At 62.6% G+C, this 15,561-nt stretch carries 13 protein-coding genes and 1 pseudogene; 9 read left to right on the forward strand and 5 right to left on the reverse strand.

Going from position 1 to position 15,561, the window contains the following annotated elements; all coding sequences use genetic code 11:
• Positions 1-124 precede the first annotated feature (124 nt).
• The 3 genes from zwf to AC0ZZU_RS04445 are packed head-to-tail and all read left to right on the forward strand — an operon-like array spanning position 125 to position 2,986.
• Complete coding sequence (zwf, locus tag AC0ZZU_RS04435) at positions 125-1,594, forward strand: glucose-6-phosphate dehydrogenase (RefSeq protein WP_476339336.1); 1,470 nt, start codon at positions 125-127, stop codon at positions 1,592-1,594.
• Entirely contained in the window at positions 1,581-2,294 is a 714-nt protein-coding gene (gene pgl, locus AC0ZZU_RS04440; RefSeq protein ID WP_476339337.1) for a 6-phosphogluconolactonase, read from the forward strand. The genes zwf and pgl overlap by 14 nt, the downstream gene beginning before the upstream one ends.
• A 17-nt stretch (positions 2,295-2,311) precedes the next feature.
• The gene (locus tag AC0ZZU_RS04445) at positions 2,312-2,986 is read left to right on the forward strand and encodes a bifunctional 4-hydroxy-2-oxoglutarate aldolase/2-dehydro-3-deoxy-phosphogluconate aldolase (RefSeq protein ID WP_476339338.1); all 675 of its coding nucleotides are present in this window, start codon (positions 2,312-2,314) and stop codon (positions 2,984-2,986) included.
• 85 nt (positions 2,987-3,071) lie between these two features.
• Here the strand turns inward: AC0ZZU_RS04445 and leuA are convergent, their stop codons facing one another.
• The 3 genes from leuA to xseA form a co-directional block, all read right to left on the reverse strand.
• Positions 3,072-4,745 (reverse strand): 2-isopropylmalate synthase, encoded by a 1,674-nt coding sequence (leuA, locus tag AC0ZZU_RS04450; protein WP_476339339.1) that lies wholly within the window; start codon positions 4,743-4,745, stop codon positions 3,072-3,074.
• Positions 4,746-5,105: 360 nt separating this feature from the next.
• Positions 5,106-5,933: a peptidoglycan DD-metalloendopeptidase family protein gene (locus AC0ZZU_RS04455; protein ID WP_476339340.1), complete on the reverse strand. Its 828-nt coding sequence runs from the start codon at positions 5,931-5,933 to the stop codon at positions 5,106-5,108.
• A 3-nt stretch (positions 5,934-5,936) separates the two neighbouring features.
• Positions 5,937-7,316, reverse strand: coding sequence for an exodeoxyribonuclease VII large subunit (gene xseA / locus AC0ZZU_RS04460; RefSeq protein ID WP_476339341.1), 1,380 nt, complete (start codon positions 7,314-7,316; stop codon positions 5,937-5,939).
• Positions 7,317-7,431: 115 nt separating this feature from the next.
• On the opposite strand from xseA, the gene AC0ZZU_RS04465 reads away from it, so the two are divergent.
• The 3 genes from AC0ZZU_RS04465 to guaA all read left to right on the forward strand — a co-directional run bounded on the left by AC0ZZU_RS04465 (position 7,432) and on the right by guaA (position 11,211).
• On the forward strand, positions 7,432-8,022 hold the full coding sequence (locus tag AC0ZZU_RS04465; protein WP_476339342.1) for a sugar ABC transporter ATPase: 591 nt from the start codon (positions 7,432-7,434) through the stop codon (positions 8,020-8,022).
• Between the two features lie 62 nt (positions 8,023-8,084).
• Positions 8,085-9,554: an IMP dehydrogenase gene (gene guaB, locus AC0ZZU_RS04470; RefSeq protein ID WP_476339343.1), complete on the forward strand. Its 1,470-nt coding sequence runs from the start codon at positions 8,085-8,087 to the stop codon at positions 9,552-9,554.
• 79 nt (positions 9,555-9,633) lie between these two features.
• On the forward strand, positions 9,634-11,211 hold the full coding sequence (guaA, locus tag AC0ZZU_RS04475; protein ID WP_476339344.1) for a glutamine-hydrolyzing GMP synthase: 1,578 nt from the start codon (positions 9,634-9,636) through the stop codon (positions 11,209-11,211).
• 138 nt (positions 11,212-11,349) lie between these two features.
• On the opposite strand, the gene AC0ZZU_RS04480 is transcribed toward guaA, so the two are convergent.
• The gene (locus AC0ZZU_RS04480; protein ID WP_476339496.1) at positions 11,350-12,483 is read right to left on the reverse strand and encodes a methyl-accepting chemotaxis protein; all 1,134 of its coding nucleotides are present in this window, start codon (positions 12,481-12,483) and stop codon (positions 11,350-11,352) included.
• Positions 12,469-13,350: pseudogene (locus AC0ZZU_RS04485) on the reverse strand (cache domain-containing protein); the annotation flags it as partial. The pseudogene AC0ZZU_RS04485 and the gene AC0ZZU_RS04480, both read right to left, overlap by 15 nt.
• A gap of 496 nt (positions 13,351-13,846) precedes the next feature.
• On the opposite strand from AC0ZZU_RS04485, the gene AC0ZZU_RS04490 reads away from it, so the two are divergent.
• The 3 genes from AC0ZZU_RS04490 (at position 13,847) to AC0ZZU_RS04500 (ending at position 15,557) form a co-directional block, all read left to right on the forward strand.
• Entirely contained in the window at positions 13,847-14,098 is a 252-nt protein-coding gene (locus AC0ZZU_RS04490; protein ID WP_476339345.1) for a FitA-like ribbon-helix-helix domain-containing protein, read from the forward strand.
• 830 nt (positions 14,099-14,928) lie between these two features.
• Positions 14,929-15,162 (forward strand): hypothetical protein, encoded by a 234-nt coding sequence (locus AC0ZZU_RS04495; protein WP_476339346.1) that lies wholly within the window; start codon positions 14,929-14,931, stop codon positions 15,160-15,162.
• Between the two features lie 104 nt (positions 15,163-15,266).
• On the forward strand, positions 15,267-15,557 hold the full coding sequence (locus AC0ZZU_RS04500; protein ID WP_476339347.1) for a DUF3077 domain-containing protein: 291 nt from the start codon (positions 15,267-15,269) through the stop codon (positions 15,555-15,557).
• The last annotated feature ends 4 nt before the right edge of the window (positions 15,558-15,561 follow it).

Consider the following 15,561-nt stretch of genomic DNA (forward strand, 5'->3'; position numbering starts at 1 on the left):
CCCGGATGGTACACCACACGAAAATGGCGGCTGTCGGATATGTTGTGGTTTTTACTACATTATCGCTTGAAAACCGTGATTGAAACCGGTATTCCTAGTCCAACTTTATAAAAGAACCAACATCATGGCTGCGATCAGCGTTGAACCTTGCACGTTTGCCCTGTTTGGCGCCCTCGGCGACCTGGCATTGCGCAAGCTGTTTCCTGCTCTCTATCAGCTCGACCGTGCCGGCCTGCTGCATTCGGACACCCGCTTGCTGGCGCTGGGTCGCGAGGCGGGCAGTGCCGAGGCGCACCTGGCGACCATCGACGCGCACTTGCGCCTGCACGTATCCGCCGCCGATCTGGAGGCACACGCGCTGGAGCGATTCCTTGGGCGCCTGAGCTACCTGCATGTGGATTTTGTCCAGGTCGAGGGCTATCAGGTCCTGGCGGAACAGGTAGCGGGCGAGCTGCCCCTGATCGCCTACTTCGCCACCGCCGCGGCGGTCTATGGCGCGATCTGCGAAAACCTCGACAAGGTCGGCCTGGCGCCGCGCACCCGTGTCGTTCTTGAAAAGCCCATCGGTCACGACCTCGAATCGTCGCGCCGGGTCAACGACGCCGTTGCGCGGTTCTTTCCCGAGAACCGCGTGTATCGCATCGACCACTACCTGGGCAAGGAGACGGTGCAGAACCTCATCGCACTGCGCTTTGCCAACAGCCTGTTCGAAACCCAGTGGAACCAGAACTCCATCTCCCACGTGGAAATCACCGTGGCGGAAAAGGTCGGCATCGAAGGGCGCTGGGGCTATTTCGACAAGGCCGGGCAGCTGCGCGACATGATTCAGAATCATCTACTGCAGCTGCTCTGTCTTATCGCCATGGATCCGCCCAGCGACCTGTCGGCCGACAGTATTCGCGACGAGAAGGTCAAGGTGCTCAAGGCGCTGGCGCCGATCACCGGGGAAGGCCTGAGCAACCGGGTGGTCCGTGGCCAGTACATTGCGGGCTACAGTGAAGGCCGGCCGGTGCCGGGCTACCTGGACGAAGACAACGCCAATGCGCAGAGTGACACTGAAACCTTCGTCGCGCTGCGGGCCGATATCCGCAACTGGCGCTGGGCCGGGGTGCCGTTCTACCTGCGCACCGGCAAGCGCATGCCGCAGAAACTCTCGCAGATCGTCATCCACTTCAAGGAGACGCCGCACTACATCTTCGCCCCGGAACAGCGCCTGCAGATCGGCAACAAGCTGATCATCCGCCTGCAGCCGGACGAAGGTATCTCCTTGCGGGTGATGACCAAGGAGCAAGGACTGGACAAGGGCATGCAACTGCGCAGCGGGCCCTTGCAGCTCAACTTTTCCGACACCTGGCGCAGCGCGCGGATCCCGGATGCCTACGAGCGCCTGTTGCTCGAAGTGATGCGCGGCAACCAGAACCTGTTCGTGCGCAAGGACGAGATCGAATATGCATGGAAATGGTGCGACCAGCTGATCGCCGGCTGGAAAGCCGCCGGCGATGCCCCCAAGCCGTACGCGGCTGGATCCTGGGGGCCGATGAGCTCGATTGCACTGATCACCCGAGATGGGAGGGCGTGGTATGGCGATATCTGAACTGCAATTTCCGGACACCGTGAAGGTGCATGAACTGACGGGTCCAGCGCAACTGGCCGCCGAACTGGCCACGGATGTGGCCCAGCGCCTGCGCCAGGCCATTGCCGCGCGAGGGCAGGCGACCGTCGTGCTGTCTGGCGGCCGCAGCCCGGTGCCGTTTCTCGAGCAGCTTTCGCGTGCAACGCTTGACTGGTCCAAGGTCGTGGTGACGCTTGCCGACGAGCGCTGGGTACCGGTCGAGCATGCCGACAGCAACGCTGGCCTGCTCAAGCGTCATCTGCTCGTAGGGGAGGCGGCCAAGGCGCGCTTCTTCAGCCTCTACCGTGCCAGCGCAACGCTCGAGGCCGCGGCCGAGGAGGCCGACCAGGCACTCGCCGACCTGCCTGCGATCGATGTACTGGTGCTGGGCATGGGCGATGATGGCCATACGGCGTCGCTGTTCCCCAACAGCCCCAACATCGATGCGGGCCTTGTGCCGGGCGCGAGCCGCCGCTGCCTGCCGATGCTCGCCCCGAGCGTGCCGCACCAGCGCCTGAGCATGACGCGCTCGCTGCTGGCCACCGCCGCTTTCACGGTGCTGTCCGTGCAAGGCCCCGGCAAGCTCGATACCCTGCGCGCCGCACTGGCAGGCACCGACCTCGCCGAAATGCCGATTCGCGCCTTTCTTCAAGACCCCCTGGACATCTACTGGTGCCCATGAGCCAAGGATCCGCTGTCATGACCACGCTTGAACGCCAAACGCCGCTGCTCAACATGGCCGAAAAAGCCTCCCGGATCGATGCGATCTGCGCTCAGGCGCGCATCCTGCCGGTGATCACCATCGCCCGCGAGCAGGACATCCTGCCCCTGGCCGATGCCTTGGCCGCAGGCGGCATCCGTACGCTTGAAGTGACCCTGCGCTCGGAGCACGGCCTCAGGGCCATCGAAGTGCTGCGAAACAAACGCCCGGAGCTGTGCGTTGGTGCCGGTACCGTGCTCGACCGCACCATGTTCAGTGCCGTGCAAGCCGCCGGTGCGCAATTCGTGGTGACGCCGGGTATCACCCAGGACATTCTGCAGGCGGGCGTTGAAAGCGACATTCCACTGTTGCCGGGCATCAGCACCCCGTCGGAAATCATGATGGCCTATGCCCTGGGCTACCGCCGCTTCAAGCTGTTCCCCGCCGAGATCAGCGGCGGCGTCGCGGCGATCAAGGCCTTCGCCGGCCCGTTCGGCGATCTCCGGTTCTGCCCGACTGGCGGCGTCAACCCAGGGAACGTGCGCAGCTACATGGCACTGCCGAACGTGATGTGCGTAGGCGGCACCTGGATGCTGGACAATAGCTGGATCAAGAACCAGGCCTGGGCCCGGATCGAAGCGTGCAGCGCGGAGGCGTTGGCATTGCTGGACTGAATCGGCCGAGGCAGCCGCCTTGCCGCGATGATCAAAAAAAACCCGCATCCTTGGATGCGGGTTTTTTTACACCTGCGTCATTCGATCAGGCAGCTTTTGCCGTCTGCTGGCTCAGCGACCGGTTGAGCGCACTGAACAGCGCCTTGAAGCTCGCCGTGGTGATGTTTTCATCAATGCCCACGCCGTGCACCGGGCGGCCACCGGCAACGCGCAGCTCGATATATGCTGCGGCCTTGGCGTTGGTACCCGCGCCAATCGCATGCTCGTTGTAGTCCATGATCTCCACGGCGATCGGCAGGCCGGCCACCAGGGCTTCCAGGGCGCCGTTGCCCTTGCCGCGCCAGTGCAGGGTGGTCTCGCCTTCGCTGGAAACCTCGACTTCAACGGCGCTGTGGCCGTTTTCTTCCTGCAGGCGATGGCTGACCAGCGCATACGGGGCATTGGCCTGCAGGTATTCGCGGTGCAGCAGGCTGTGGATCTGTTGTGCGGTCATCTCCAGGCCCAGGCGGTCGGTTTCACCCTGGACCACCTGGCTGAATTCGATCTGCATGCGGCGGGGCAGGCTGATGCCATATTCCTGCTCGAGCAGGTAGGTGATGCCGCCCTTGCCCGACTGGCTGTTGACGCGGATCACTGCCTCGTAGCTGCGGCCGATGTCGGCCGGATCGATCGGCAGGTACGGGACTTCCCAGAGGGTGTCTTCCTTCTGCTGGGTGAAGCCCTTGCGGATGGCATCCTGGTGCGAGCCGGAGAACGCGGTGTGGACCAGGTCACCGACGTACGGATGACGCGGGTGCACCGGCAGCTGGTTGCATTCTTCGACCACCTTGCGCACGCCGTCGATGTCGGAGAAGTCCAGTTGAGGATCGATGCCCTGGGTGTAGAGGTTCAGTGCCAAGGTCACCAGGTCGACGTTGCCGGTACGCTCGCCGTTGCCGAACAGGCAGCCTTCGGCGCGGTCGGCACCGGCCATGAGGCCCAGCTCGGTGGCGGCGACGCCAGTACCACGGTCGTTGTGGGTGTGCAGGCTGATGATCACGCTGTCACGGCGGCTGACGTTGCGGCAGAACCACTCGATCTGGTCGGCGTAGATATTCGGGGTGGCCACTTCAACGGTCGCGGGCAGGTTCAGGATCACCTTGTTCTGCGGGGTCGGGTTCCACACCTCGATCACCGCGTCGCACACTTCCTTGGCGAACTCCAGCTCAGTGGCGCTGAAGGTCTCTGGCGAGTACTGGAAGGTCCACTGGGTTTCCGGCTGCTGCGCGGCGTACTTGACGAACAGCTTGGCGGCGTTGACCGCGATGTCCTTCACGCCTTGCTTGTCCTGGTTGAAGACGATGCGGCGGAACGACGGGCAGGTCGCGTTGTACAGGTGGACGATGGCCTTCTTGGCGCCACGCAGCGACTCGAAGGTCCGCGCGATCAGGTCTTCACGAGCCTGGGTGAGCACCTGGATGGTGGTGTCGTCCGGAATGTGCCCGTCTTCGATCAGGCTGCGCACGAAGTCGAAATCGGTCTGCGAGGCAGACGGGAAGGACGCTTCGATTTCCTTGACCCCCACCTGCACCAGGGTCTGCCAGAAGCGCAGCTTCTTCGCCGAGTCCATCGGCTCGATCAGCGACTGGTTGCCATCACGCAGGTCGGAGCTGCACCAGATCGGCGCCTGGGTGATGGTCTTCGACGGCCAGGTGCGGTCGGGCAGGTCGATGGTCGGGAAGGCGCGGTACTTCTTCGAAGGGTCTTTGAGCATGGTCATCGAAACAATCCTTGAGTGTGCGGCCTTGATCGGGCCTGCCGAACGAAAACGAGATGAAAAGGCGAGGCGACGCGATTCACCCTGGTAGTCGTGCACTGACCAGGCAGAGGCTGCGGTGTTGACGAAGCAGGATGAGGGTTGTAGAGGTTTTCATGCCCTCAACCCTAACCAGTGGGGTGAGGGATGGCAAGTGGATGAAAAAAATTGAGAGGAATGCTTAAAAAAAGCTGTAAAGCGAGATTTTATCGCTGAGTTTTAGGGCTTATACATAATTAATTGCAAGGTCTTTGGGGACGGCGCAAGGCATAGAATCTGTGCTGCCCCATTCGCTGGCTTGCCAGCGAATGGGGCGACTCGGTCTCAGGGCTGGAACGCACCGATAAAGATCGCCGGATCCACCCGCGCATCGTTCAAGCTGACATTCCAGTGCATGTGCGGTCCCGTCGCCCGCCCGGTCGAACCGACCCGGCCAACCACCTCGCCCCGGCGCATCTGCTGGCCCGGCTGCACATCGATTTTCGACATGTGGCAGAACATGCTGATGAAACCCTGCCCATGGTCGACGAACACCGTCCTGCCATTGAAAAAGTAATCCCCCACCAGGATCACCTTGCCATTGGCCGGCGTCTTGATCGGCGTCCCAGCGGGTACCGCGAAGTCCAGCCCGGCATGCGGATTGCGCTCTTCGCCATTGAAGAAACGGCGCACGCCGAACTTGCTCGACAGCGGCCCGGTGACCGGCTTGTCGAGCATCAGGTTGCTCGGCAGCACCGGGCTGAAGCTGCGGTAGGCCTTGATCTGCTCGGCCAGTTCGCGGTCGATGCGCTTCAGGTCGGCAGGATCCGGATTGACCTGGCGCTTGTTCTTCAGGGTGATGCGCTGTTCAGGATATTTCTTGCTGCCCACGCTGAAATTCAAGACGCGCGCGCCTTCGCTGAGGCTGGCAGTACCGGGCTTCTGGGTCAGTGGCAGGCCGACGATGGCAAGCCAGGTGTCCTGTTCCTTGACTACCAGCACCGGCTTGCCATCGAAACGCGCGCTGGGCGCCTGGGCGGCGGGGCCCAGGTCGACCACGGCAACGCCGCCGGGCACCGGCTTGTTGAGCTGGCGAGTGATGTAGCTGGCCTGGGCGCTGGTGCCGGCCAACAGCAGAGAGAGAGCGAGCAGGGGAGCGAACAGACGGGGCATGCTTCAGTCCAGTAGAGAGAGGGTGACCGGAGTCTGGTGGTTGTCTTCGACGCGTACCTTGAGCTCACCTTCGTTGAGGCGTGCGGTCAGGCGCTGGCCATTGCGTGTCTGGGCGGCGCTGCGGATTGCCTGGCCGCGATCATCGAGCAGGATGCTGTAGCCGCGCGCCAGGGTCGCCAGCGGGCTGACCACCTGCAGGGTCTGCAGCTGCGCCTGGAAGCGCTGGCGCCTGTCCTTGAGCACATCGCGCATCGCCCGCGGCAAGCGTTCGGCAAGGCTGTCCAGGCGTTGGTTCAACAATTTGAGCGCGCGGCCCGGGTGCTGGGCGGCCAGGCGGGTGTCGAGGCGGCCAAGGCGTTCGTGGCGCTGGGCCATGCGCTGCATGAAGGCGCGGCGCAGGCGCATGTCCAGATCGTCCAGGCGCTGGGCCTGCTGGCGCAGCCGCTCGCCGGGGTGGCGCAGGCGCCGGGCCAGGCTGTCCAGGCGCAGGCGGTCGTGGGTCAACCGGTTTTGCATGCGCAGCAGCAGGCGGCGTTGCAGGCCCTCGAGGCGAAGTTGCAGGCCGCTGCTGTCGGGCGCGAGCAGCTCGGCGGCGGCCGACGGGGTCGGGGCGCGGACATCGGCGACAAAATCGCTGATCGACACGTCGGTCTCGTGGCCCACGGCGCTGACGATCGGTGTGACGCAATCGGCCACGGCGCGTGCCACGGCCTCTTCGTTGAAGCACCAGAGGTCTTCCAGCGAACCGCCGCCCCGGGCCAGGATCAACGCATCGTAGCCACGCGCGTCGGCCAGGCGCAGCGCGCGGACGATCTGCCCGATGGCTTCGCGGCCCTGCACGGCGGTGGGGATCAGGAACAGCTCGACCTGCGGCGCGCGGCGGCCGAACACGCTGATGATGTCGCGGATCACCGCGCCGGTGGGCGAGGTGATGATGCCGATGCGCTGCGGATGCGCCGGCAGCGCGCGCTTGCGCTCGGTGCTGAACAGCCCCTCGGCGCTGAGCTTGTCCTTCAAGGCCTCGAACGCCAGGCGCAACGCACCGTCGCCGGCCGGCTCCAGCGTGTCGAGAATCAGCTGGTAGTCGCCACGTCCCTCGAACAGCGAGACCTTGCCGCGCACCCGCACCGCCAGCCCGTCGCGCAGGGCCTGCCGGACCCGCGTGGCGTTCTGCCGGAACAGCGCGCAGCGCACCTGGGCGCCGCTGTCCTTGAGGGTGAAGTAGATGTGGCCCGAAGCGGGGCGCGCGAGGTTGGAAATCTCGCCCTCGACCCACACGCTGCGGAACACGTCCTCAAGCAGCACGCGGGCGCGGCCGTTGAGCTGGCTGACGGTCATGACCTCGCGGTCCAGGCCGAGTCTTTCGAAAGGGTCTTTGATCATGCGGGGATCATAAAGGATTTGCCGCAGCGCGGGTGGCTTGCTGATCGTTCGCTACCTGGCCTCTTGACGCAGCAGGTAGAATCGTCCTTTACCGCAGTTTTCAGGCCGTTTCTCCATGAGCACCCAGAGCATCATCGTTCCCAAGCATTCCACTGTCATCGCGCACGAGGCCCGTGCCCGGGCGATCCTGCGCTGGCTGGTGCGCGAGAAGGTCATCGAGGAGCAGCTCAGCACCTGCGGGCGTACCGGCAACCGCATGGCCTATGCCCTGGCCCAGGGTGCGCGCAAGGTGGCGCTGCATCCCGAGCGGCTGCCGTTCGGCAACCCCGTCAACGGCCTCGAGGTGGTGACCAACCGCTGCATCTTCACCCCGCTCGAAGGCTTTCTCGAAGAGGCCGGCTGCCCGGAATGCCGCCGTGAGGTCGGCGAGCCGCTGTTCGAAAGCCTGGAAGAGTGGATGCCCGGCCAGACCGACAACTTTACCTGCCCGCTGTGCGGCTTCGAGGATGACATCAACGGTTTCCTGTTCCTGCAGCCGTGCGCCTTCTCCAACCTGGGGTTCATCTTCAACAACTGGGGCGATGCCGGTTTTACCCCGGCCTTCATCGAGGCGTTTGCCGACTGGCTGGACCAGCGCGTCGCCGTCGTGCAGGTAAAACTGCCAGGTGCCGACCGAAGGGCCGCTTTAACCGTTCTTTTGCATTGAGTGCCGTGCCCTGCATGAGTATAATGGCGCGCTTCCATTTTTCCCGCCCGGGAGCATCCGCGATGCTGCGTATCAGCCAAGAAGCACTGACCTTCGACGATATCCTCCTTGTACCTGGTTATTCCGAGGTACTCCCCAATGAAGTCAGTCTCAAGACCCGTTTGACCCGTGGCATCGAGCTGAACATTCCGCTGGTTTCCGCCGCCATGGACACCGTCACCGAAGCCCGCCTGGCCATCGCCATGGCCCAGGAAGGCGGCATCGGCATCATTCACAAGAACATGACCATCGACCAGCAGGCCGGCGAAGTACGCAAGGTCAAGAAGTTCGAGGCTGGCGTGGTGAAGGACCCGATCACCATCGATGCGGACGCCACCGTGCGCGACCTCTTCGAACTGACCCGCCTGAACAACATCTCCGGTGTACCGGTGCTGGAAAACGGCGACCTGGTCGGTATCGTGACCTCCCGAGACGTGCGTTTCGAAACCCGCCTGGACGTCACCGTTCGTGAAGTGATGACGCCCAAAGAGCGCCTGGTCACCGTGCGCGAAGGCGCCGACAAGAACGAAGTCCGCGAGCTGCTGCACAAGCACCGCCTGGAAAAAGTCCTGATCGTCGACGGCCAGTTCAGCCTCAAGGGCATGATGACCGTCAAGGACATCGAGAAGGCCAAGGCCTACCCGCTGGCCAGCAAGGACGACCAGGGCCGCCTGCGTGTCGGCGCTGCCGTCGGTACCGGCAAGGACACCGGCGAGCGCGTTGCCGCGCTGGTTGCCGCTGGCGTCGACGTGGTGGTGGTCGATACCGCCCACGGTCACTCCAAGGGTGTGATCGACCGCGTTCGCTGGGTCAAGGAAACCTACCCGCAGGTCCAGGTCATCGGCGGCAACATCGCCACCGGCGCTGCGGCCAAGGCCCTGGCTGAAGCGGGCGCGGATGCCGTCAAGGTCGGTATCGGCCCTGGCTCGATCTGCACCACCCGTATCGTCGCCGGTGTCGGCGTGCCGCAGATCAGCGCCATCGCCAACGTCGCCGCCGCCCTCGAAGGCACCGGCGTTCCGCTGATCGCCGACGGCGGCATCCGCTTCTCCGGCGACCTGTCCAAGGCCATCGTCGCGGGCGCCTCGTGCGTGATGATGGGTTCGATGTTCGCCGGTACCGAAGAGGCCCCGGGCGAAGTCGAGCTGTTCCAGGGCCGCTCGTACAAGGCCTACCGCGGCATGGGCTCGCTGGGCGCAATGGCCCAGGCCCAGGGTTCCTCGGACCGTTACTTCCAGGACTCCTCGGCCGGTGCCGAGAAGCTGGTCCCGGAAGGTATCGAAGGCCGCGTCCCGTACAAGGGCGCCCTGGCCGCGATCATTCACCAGCTGATGGGCGGCCTGCGCTCCTCGATGGGTTACACCGGCAGCGCCACCATCGAAGAAATGCGCACCAAGCCCGAGTTCGTGCGCATCACCGGTGCCGGCATGGCCGAGTCCCATGTGCATGATGTGCAGATCACCAAGGAAGCGCCAAACTACCGCGTAGGTTAAGGCTTCCGGCATTACCTTGAAGCGGGGCTGTTGACGACAGCCCCGCGTCGTTTCCGATTTCCACTGACGAGATTGAGTCATGGCCCTCGACATTCACGCTCACCGCATCCTGATCCTCGATTTCGGTTCCCAGTACACCCAGCTGATTGCCCGCCGCGTGCGCGAGATCGGCGTGTATTGCGAACTGCACCCGTTCGACATGGACGATGAAGCGATCCGCGAATTCAACCCGCGCGGCATCATCCTGGCCGGTGGCCCCGAGTCGGTCCACGAAGCCAACAGCCCTCGCGCACCACAGGCGGTGTTCGACCTGAACGTTCCCGTGCTGGGCATCTGCTACGGCATGCAGACCATGGCCGAGCAGATGGGCGGCAAGGTTGCCGGTTCCGACCTGCGCGAGTTCGGTTACGCCCGTGTCGACGTCGTCGGCAAGAGCCGCCTGCTCGACGGCATCGAAGACCACATCGACGATGACGGCGTGTTCGGCCTCGACGTGTGGATGAGCCACGGTGACAAAGTCACCCAGATGCCAGAGAACTTCCACGTACTGGCCAGCACCCCGAGCTGCCCGATCGCCGGTATGTTCGACGACACCCGCGGCTACTACGGCGTGCAGTTCCACCCTGAAGTGACCCACACCAAGCAGGGCGGGCGCATCCTGTCGCGCTTCATCCTCGACATCTGCGGTTGCGAGGCCCTGTGGACCGCATCCAACATCGTCGAAGATGCCATTGCCCACGTCCGTGAGCAGGTTGGCTCGGCCAACGTCCTGCTCGGCCTGTCCGGCGGCGTCGACTCCTCGGTGGTCGCAGCCCTGCTGCACCGCGCCATCGGCGACCAGCTGACCTGCGTCTTCGTCGACAACGGCCTGCTGCGCCTGCACGAAGGCGAGCAGGTCATGGCCATGTTCGCCGAGAACATGGGCGTCAAGGTCATCCGCGCCAACGCCGAAGCCCAGTTCCTGGGCAATCTGGAAGGCGAGTCGGACCCTGAGAAGAAGCGCAAGATCATCGGCCGCACCTTCATCGACGTATTCGATGCCGAAGCCAGCAAGCTGGACAACATCCAGTTCCTCGCCCAGGGCACCATCTACCCCGACGTGATCGAGTCGGCTGGCGCCAAGAGCGGCAAGGCCCACGTGATCAAGTCGCACCACAACGTCGGCGGCCTGCCAGAGGAAATGAACCTCAAGCTGGTCGAACCGCTGCGCGAGCTGTTCAAGGACGAAGTCCGCAAGCTCGGCCTCGAACTCGGCCTGCCGTACGACATGGTCTACCGCCACCCGTTCCCGGGCCCGGGCCTGGGCGTGCGCATCCTCGGCGAAGTGAAGAAGGAATATGCCGACATCCTGCGCCGTGCCGACCACATCTTCATCGAAGAACTGCGCAAGGCCGACTGGTACCACAAGACCAGCCAGGCATTCGTCGTGTTCCAGCCGGTCAAGTCGGTTGGCGTGGTAGGTGATGGCCGTCGCTACGCATGGGTTGTCGCACTGCGCGCCGTCGAAACCGTGGACTTCATGACCGCTCGCTGGGCGCACCTGCCTTACGAGCTGCTGGAGACTGTCAGCGGCCGCATCATCAACGAGATCGAGGGTATTTCCCGCGTGACGTACGATGTGTCGAGCAAGCCGCCGGCGACGATTGAGTGGGAGTAAGTCTGATTCTTGACTGTTTGAGTTGTAACTATTCTCAATAGTCACGAGGATTTCTACGTCATTGATGGCGTTGACCGTGGTGTGCAGCGCAGGCATCAGCTTCGTTGAACTGATGCCTGTTTGCCCCAGTGTTTAGGGCTAGTGGGTGCCGCGGCTCAATCCGCCCAGACGGGTTGAGATCGACTGCATGCCTTTGCCCAGTTCCCGTAGGGCGCTCGCATCCCGGGCGCCTTCTTCACTGGCCGCATGGATGCGAACCGCCAGCTCGTTGATTTCCTGAGTCACGTGGCTCTGCTCTTGGGCGGCAACGGCGATCTGCTGGGCGCGCTGGACGATGTCATCGAAACTGCCCACCGTAGTGCCCAATGTGGCGGACACGCCGACTGCCTGCTGCACTGACTCGCGAGTGCGTTGAGCGCCGTTCTGCATGGTTGTGACGGCAGAATTCGATGCCTGGCGCAGCTGGGTGATCATCTCCTGAATTTCATTGGCAGACGTTTGTGTGCGGCCTGCGAGTGTGCGCACTTCATCTGCCACCACCGCAAAGCCACGGCCTTGCTCACCGGCTCGTGCGGCCTCGATAGCAGCGTTGAGCGCCAATAGATTCGTCTGCTGAGAGATCGATTTGATTACCTCCAGCACGCCGCCAACGCGCTCGATGTCTTCACCCAACTGAGTCATGGCGGTGGCCGCGCCTGAGATGTCGGTCGCCAGGCTTTCGATGGATTCACCGTTGCGGTTGACCTGGTCCTGACTCTTTTGCGCTTCTGCCAGTGAGCCGCGGGCCGTGTCCGAGCAGTCTGTGGTGTTGCGTGCGACCTCATTGGCGCTGGCCGACATTTCAGTGATGGCGGTGGCGAGCAGGGTGTTGTCCATGCGTTGAGCCTCTGCCCGTTCAGCCAGGCCACTGGACAGTTGCGCCAGTTCGTTGGCCTGGACTTCCAGTGACACCGACTCATCGGCAATGTGTCGCAGCATGGCCTGCAGAGAGCCAGCGTAATGGTTGACGGCAATGCGCAACGCGCCGAGTTCATCGGACCGCAGAATCTCTAGCTGAGCGCCTGCCTGACCGCCTTGGCCCAGACGTTCGATTTGCGCAGTGGTTTCCTCAAGCTGAGTGAGCAGCCGTTTGCCAGCCAGCCATGCGAGCCCCAGCAGAATGCCCAGCAGCGGCAGCAAGAACAGCAAAATCTGCCCGGTCAGCTTGTTCGCGAGTCCGACCACGTGGGCCTCGGGCGTGACCAGCCCAATGCGCCACCCGGTGCCTTCCATGGTTTCCAATGTGATGTAAGCCGGTCCATCCAGGCGCGCATCGTTTTCCAGATACAGCGTTGTCGTGCCGGCCCGCTTGCTCGACAGGCTGTCGGCGACGGGCTTCAACCACGGTTGTTCCTGGCTCAACCCGGCAATGGTCGGCAGGCCCTTGGTGCTCTTTGCATCGGGAAAATACAGCAGGTTCCCTGAAGGGTCGACCGCAAAAGCGTAGCCGCCGGTGACATTGCCATTGGCCTTGAGAAACGCTGCGAGGCCGTCAAGCTTGAGGTCGATAGTGGCGACACCGGCAAACGCGCCCTGTGCGCGGTATGGCACGCTACACGTCGTCATTGCCACGCCACTGACCGGGTCCTGGTAAGCATCTGACCAGACGCAACGTCCCAATGGCGCGGATTTCGCTCCGGTGTACCAGGACTCAGCCTGATACGGCGGGGTTTGCGCGGCGTTGTACTCGTCCGAATAATCCAACCCATTGCTGACGTTGCGTGCCCAGAAAAAACTCCGGCGATCAGTTCCGGCAGTAAAACTGTTGGGTTCTGGCCACAGCCCGCCGCCTGCAATGGCGGCATCGCCTTGGCTGTCGATCACGTTAGGCAGACTGGCCTTGAGTAGGATTTCGTCGTGGGGAAGGGTTTCGGCCAGGTGCGCCATCGCCGCCACGGTGCCCTCGATGCGATTCACTTGCAGGGCTAACTGGCGGGTAATCGCACTCGCCGATTGTTCCGCGGCCTCGGTTCCTGCAGCGACTAACTGAGGCTTGCCGCCCAAGGTCATGACTGAGTAGATCGCCAATGCCGTGAGAACCAGCAGCGTCAGGATCCCCAGCGTCATTCGCCCTGAGATGCGGTCGGGAAGTAGCGGCATGGTGAAGCTCCACAAAATTAAGATTGGCTGCAGTTAATTACGGCAGCCAAGCCCAGGGGTTGAGGCGCTACGTGATGTTTTGAGTGATTAGACGACCGGTGGCTAGGGAAACTCTGATTCCGAGTCACAGGAAAGGCCGCCTTGGTGCGGGCTTTTCTGTGTCCAAAATGCATATGTCGCCACCTTTACGCCCCTTTGGAGCATCCGCCTCACCGGTGTCTCGCTACAATACCGGCTTCTGTAAGTGCTCGGCTTGGCCGGGCACGGGGGCGAGAGTGTGGCCGAGCCTGCGGCCGGCGCGGTGCGGCGGGTAGGGCAGCACTTCCGTCCATTAAGATTTCTGTTACAACGTCGCCACCGCCAGCAACAGCATGCCCAGCAGCGGCATGCCATTGCCCCAGGGAGGCGGGTTCCCACGTCAACGCGTGGCGTTAGTTGTGAGGGCGCTTGCATTTCGCTAGGGTACAAGAGCCTACAGCGAAACAGGTTCTGAAAGATGCCATCTGTTACCGTTCGAAATGTACCCGATGAAGTGCAGCGCGCCATCCGCGCGCGGGCCGCTCGACACGGTCGTAGCATTGAGGCCGAGCTCCGCGACATCCTGGAGTCCGCAGTGAAACCACAGGCCAATATCAAGCTGGGTTCGGTACTGGCCGAAGTTGGCCGAAAAGCCAAGCTGACCGGCGACGAGTTCTCCACCTTCGAGAGCCGCGACAAGGCTCCCGCCCGCGTAGCGAGCTTTGAGTAATCCTTCGATACGGTATAGAACCCGTTCATGGATACCCTATTCATAGTTCCTGAGTCACCGGCGAGTTCGGCCATGGCCTCTTCGCTAGCGTAGTCTCCGGCAGTCTTGTACTGCATCAGATCTGCGAACCTGACCGAGCGACGTTTTACCTACATGACAGCCAGAAACTACAGACTTTACCCATATCTTGTAGGACATCTCCGAGTTGTGGTGCGCTCGCCTAAACTTGCTTGCGGTGCTCTGTAGCCCGGTCTAGTCTCGGCCAGTTGTTGTGCGATCCGCATTATGGCGGCTGTACGTGGGGCACTTCGGTGCGCCGGGTTTTTCCGTCTTGTCTACCGGTCTGTCAACCCGCGTGCAGCTGCCACCCTCTGTTAGAACAGCAGATCTCTGGTAGCTCCAACCATAGGCTGCGTGCATAAAACCTCGGTTGAATGCATCGTCGGGGTCCGGCATTCCGATAATGCTTCGAGTGAGATGTGGACCGAGTGGATTGGCCAAACCAACGCGTAATAAACGCTAAAGCTTAAGACTTTGCCTATATCTTGTAGGACATTTCCGAATTATCCTGCCACGGCCTCTGGGCGCTTGCCGTGGTCTTCTTGCCGGTCTAGTCTCGGTCCGTCGTTGCTTATCAACGACCGGTTTTGACAGACCGTGAGTTAAACCGACGCATGCGCCCGTGTTATGGCGGCTGTATGTGGGGCACTTCGGTGCGCCGGTCTTTCCGTCGTTTTCTCCCGGTCTGTCAACCCGCGTACAGCTGCCACCCTTCTGTTTGACAGCAGGTGTGTGGCGGCTCTTGACCGCGAAAGCGACGGAGTTACTGAATGTTGAAGATCGTCCCCGACCCACCCTTTGAAACTGATCCACCTCCCTCCATCGAAGCCCTGCTTCTCCAAACCTCGGAGTACCTGGTCTGCGCCCTGACCGTTGCGCAGCAGACGGTACTGCTCCATCCCAAACCTGCCGGACAGGTCATGACCTTGGCCGCGATGCATGAGATTGAAAATGCTCACACGTTGGTCGAGATGGCGCTGAGTCGGGTGCGGGCGGTGCACTGATTCAGAACCGAGTTGGATTTATCGCGGTGGTTCGGCGTTCCGACGAGCCCGCTCCTACGGGGTACGCGTGCGCCAGTTCAGCGGCGCACGTCTGGAGGTTAGGTATGAGCAGCAACATGAAGCTGAAAGAACTGAAGACTTCTGGCATCGGCACTTTCGGTGAAGGCGTCGGCGGCAAGATCGCGGACCGGTTGTTCAAGGTCCAGCCGGGGCACGATGCGGAATATGCGCTGGAGCAGGCGTCGGTGCTGTTGGACTGCGTCTACAAGATGACACTCGATGCCGGGGTCGATGGCAATGGCCAGATGGTATGGGGTGCGCATTACCTCAGCGGCATGGCCAAGGCACTGGTGGAGGACGTAGCGCACGGGATGATGACGGGACCTGTGCGGTAAGCCT

This window comes from Pseudomonas sp. JE3303, from assembly GCF_056312565.1.

Excerpts from the sequence above, each read along its gene's own strand:
- guaA (WP_476339344.1), top strand. The coding sequence starts at position 9,634 with ATGGCCCTCGACATTCACGCTCACCGCATCCTGATCCTCGATTTCGGT.
- AC0ZZU_RS04495 (WP_476339346.1), top strand. The coding sequence starts at position 14,929 with ATGTTGAAGATCGTCCCCGACCCACCCTTTGAAACTGATCCACCTCCC.
- leuA (WP_476339339.1), bottom strand. The coding sequence starts at position 4,745 with ATGACCATGCTCAAAGACCCTTCGAAGAAGTACCGCGCCTTCCCGACC.
- xseA (WP_476339341.1), bottom strand. The coding sequence starts at position 7,316 with ATGATCAAAGACCCTTTCGAAAGACTCGGCCTGGACCGCGAGGTCATG.
- pgl (WP_476339337.1), top strand. The coding sequence starts at position 1,581 with ATGGCGATATCTGAACTGCAATTTCCGGACACCGTGAAGGTGCATGAA.
- guaB (WP_476339343.1), top strand. The coding sequence starts at position 8,085 with ATGCTGCGTATCAGCCAAGAAGCACTGACCTTCGACGATATCCTCCTT.
- zwf (WP_476339336.1), top strand. The coding sequence starts at position 125 with ATGGCTGCGATCAGCGTTGAACCTTGCACGTTTGCCCTGTTTGGCGCC.
- AC0ZZU_RS04455 (WP_476339340.1), bottom strand. The coding sequence starts at position 5,933 with ATGCCCCGTCTGTTCGCTCCCCTGCTCGCTCTCTCTCTGCTGTTGGCC.
- AC0ZZU_RS04490 (WP_476339345.1), top strand. The coding sequence starts at position 13,847 with ATGCCATCTGTTACCGTTCGAAATGTACCCGATGAAGTGCAGCGCGCC.
- AC0ZZU_RS04465 (WP_476339342.1), top strand. The coding sequence starts at position 7,432 with ATGAGCACCCAGAGCATCATCGTTCCCAAGCATTCCACTGTCATCGCG.
- AC0ZZU_RS04480 (WP_476339496.1), bottom strand. The coding sequence starts at position 12,483 with ATGGAAGGCACCGGGTGGCGCATTGGGCTGGTCACGCCCGAGGCCCAC.
- AC0ZZU_RS04445 (WP_476339338.1), top strand. The coding sequence starts at position 2,312 with ATGACCACGCTTGAACGCCAAACGCCGCTGCTCAACATGGCCGAAAAA.
- AC0ZZU_RS04500 (WP_476339347.1), top strand. The coding sequence starts at position 15,267 with ATGAGCAGCAACATGAAGCTGAAAGAACTGAAGACTTCTGGCATCGGC.